This is a genomic window from Shewanella sp. SR1 (genome assembly GCF_020447145.1).
Lineage (GTDB): Bacteria > Pseudomonadota > Gammaproteobacteria > Enterobacterales > Shewanellaceae > Shewanella > Shewanella baltica.
Genome location: NZ_JAJAEF010000055.1, coordinates 1 through 2,969, shown reverse-complemented (window position 1 = coordinate 2,969; position 2,969 = coordinate 1). Strand labels below are relative to the sequence as shown.

At 46.3% G+C, this 2,969-nt stretch carries 3 protein-coding genes; 2 read left to right on the top strand and 1 reads right to left on the bottom strand.

The window, feature by feature from the left end:
- Positions 1-30: 30 nt before the first annotated feature.
- Complete coding sequence (locus KV201_RS22290) at positions 31-1,239, bottom strand: IS4-like element IS10A family transposase (RefSeq protein ID WP_226060645.1); 1,209 nt, start codon at positions 1,237-1,239, stop codon at positions 31-33.
- Positions 1,240-1,395: 156 nt separating this feature from the next.
- On the opposite strand from KV201_RS22290, the gene KV201_RS22285 reads away from it, so the two are divergent.
- The gene (locus KV201_RS22285; protein ID WP_226060644.1) at positions 1,396-2,508 is read left to right on the top strand and encodes a two-component system response regulator; all 1,113 of its coding nucleotides are present in this window, start codon (positions 1,396-1,398) and stop codon (positions 2,506-2,508) included.
- A 140-nt stretch (positions 2,509-2,648) separates the two neighbouring features.
- Positions 2,649-2,969 (top strand): ISAs1 family transposase (locus KV201_RS22280; RefSeq protein WP_226060647.1); only part of this gene is annotated, 321 nt, incomplete at its 3' end.

Here is a 2,969-nt window from a genome sequence, read left to right as displayed (position 1 = left end):
ATCTTTGCCACTCTGCCCTGAAGGATCCCCTCATAAATCAGCCATAGCATAGCCATATTTGAGCAACTGATTGGCGAATAATACCCAGGCCGCCAGCAATTCTTTCTCCGTGATTTGATAATCAGGCCGCCTGAGTACCTCCAATCCCAAGCGAATCGTTGAGAGTACCGTTCGATGCCCAATGGTATTGGCCTGAAAATGCTTATCCCAGCCCTGTTGCTGTGCGTGTAAACCAACTAGCCACAACAGGCATTGAACCATCAACGCTATCAGTAGGATGATGTCGAATCGCTCTGGACTGTTGGTACGACTTTGGCGTAAGCCAAAGCCGTATGCCGGGCTTTTGAGGTCACGAAAGGTTTCCTCTATTTGCATACGTTTGGCGTACAGGTTTACCAGCTGCTTTGGGCTCCGAGATTCTGGTGGTAAATTGCTGGCTAACACCCAAGGCTCTTTCGCCGATGTTGAGTACGTTTTTGCCGATGGATGGTGGCAATTAGTCCTCGTTGAACGCTGATTTGTACGCCCCTTAGGTTTGCTACGATAAAGCGTGAGATGGCAATTGATAGGGTTAGTTTTGGTCAAGGTCTTACAACCCAGGCTCTTCGCTTGACCGTTGGCCAAGTCATGTGTACTGCGAACTGCACGCCAATTTTCAGCGCCAATATCTGCAAATTGAACTGTACCGCGAATACGGCTTAGCCAAAACCAACCATGCGCCTCAACCTCTTTGTAGCAAGGCACTTTGAACCCCGCGTCAGTCACGATGAGAGGGGTAACATGCAAAGGTAAAATCTTGGCTAAGTCCGCTAAAAAACCGTTGTGGGAGGCCTTAGAGCATTGTTCTGATAGGGGATAGGACTTCTCATACAGGGTAATAGAGCGGCCATTGAAGGCTATTGAGGCGCGCAGAGCCATGATGCGTTTATGCTCTCGGATGTCTGACCAATCGACGAGCACAATCGGCATAGGGTTACCAGAACAGATGAGGCTGGCATGCCATTGGTAGACAGCTAACCGTTCTTGATGCAGATGCGTGTTGCCGAGCAAACGATCAATGCGCTTGATGTTGTGCTTGGTTCGGGCCGTGGTTGGTAAATTTCGACCTAACTCAGTCAAGGTCAGTGACTTACATTCAATCAGTGCCTTAGAGGCCAGCATCAAGCTGTTTAATCGTTTTAGGTGAAGTTCTGGGCAGTATTGGTGTAAAGAATGTTGTAGGATATTGGCTTCGCGCATCTTGTTGTCCAAGTGTAGTTTTTAGCGAAACCATTTGATCATGCAACAAGATGCGCTTCCACCCTAATTTGATGATTTATTTGTAAATCATCAGGGGATTCTTCAGTATTATGCACTAAATCGCAATTTGCCGTATTGCTGCCAAAAGGAGGAAGTATGTTCGATTTTTCTTCATCGAAGCCAACTGTATTGGTTATCGACGATATTCCAGAAAACCTCACGCTGATGTATCAGCTACTTAAAGATGATTATAAGGTAAAAGGGGCAAACGGCGGTGAGCGCGGGCTTACACTTGCCGAAACTGCTAATCCAGATTTGATCTTGCTCGATATCATGATGCCGGAAATAGATGGTTATCAAGTATGCCAGCAGCTTAAATCAAACCCAGCAACCAGTGATATCCCGATAATATTCCTCACAGCTAAAGCTGAAAGAGTCGATGAACATAAAGGGCTAAAATTGGGTGCCGTTGACTACATAACCAAACCAATTAACCCAGAGGTCGTGAAGGCACGTGTTAAAACACATGTATCTCTCAAAGTGGCTTCCGATATCTTAAAAGACAAGAATCAAGTGCTAGAGCAAGAGGTCGAAAGACGAACCAACGAAGCTTTGCGGCAAAAAGAAGAGCTTCTCGCAATTCAAGATGTTTCCATTTATGCCATGATTTCGTTAGCCGAAACCCGCGATAACGAAACGGGTAACCACATTAAACGTACCCAAGCTTACATAAAACGTTTAGCAGAGCAATTACGCCAAAACTCGCGTAATGTTTCAGAACTGACCGATGACTTTATTGCCCTGTTATATAAATCAGCGCCTCTGCACGATATCGGGAAAATAGGCATTCCAGACAACATCTTGCAGAAAGAAGGCTCCCTGACCGACGATGAATTTCGAGTGATGAAAACTCATACCACCATCGGTTATGAAGCGATTAAAAATGCTGAGAAAGTATGCGGCCAGCCTATGAAGTTCTTGACTGTCGCAAAAGAGATCGCCTACTCACATCACGAACGCTGGGATGGTGAAGGATACCCATTAGGTCTTGCTGGAGAGCAAATTCCGTTGTCCGCCCGACTCATGGCTATAGCAGACGTCTATGATGCGCTCATCAGCAAGCGAGTTTATAAACCTGCGTTTTCACATTCAGACGCAGTAAATATCATTGTGTCAGGCAAAGGCACTCAATTTGACCCTACTATCATCGATGCCTTCGCTGAAATTACAGATGAACTCGATGCCATTGCTCAAGAATACACTAACTAGATAAGCAGGGCCGACGCATGATCATTCTTTGCGCTAGTTGATCAAGTATCGATCAGTTGAGCGGCGCCAAGTACGATTTTAATTGTACCTTGCGTTGCCAAGCTGTAAATAGTCGAGATCTTAACCAACTGTTTATTATTATGGCCCAGAAGTCTTTGCTCGACTACCTTGAATCAATCCCAGACCCACGCAATCAGGCCAAGTGCTCACATATCTTGTCAGAGGTTGTTTTCATGGCCATTTGCGCCATGATGTGCGGTTTTGATACTTGGAGCGAGATTACCTTGTTTGCTCAAGAGCGAGAGCCATGGTTCCGGCGCTGGTTGCGCTTGCCTGGCGGCATTCCATCACACGATACATTCAACCGCATCTTTGCCACTCTGCCTCCCGCCAGTCTGAAATCCATTTTTCAAGCGTGGATCGGCGACATCATGGGCGATGAAAAACTGGTTGGCCAACTA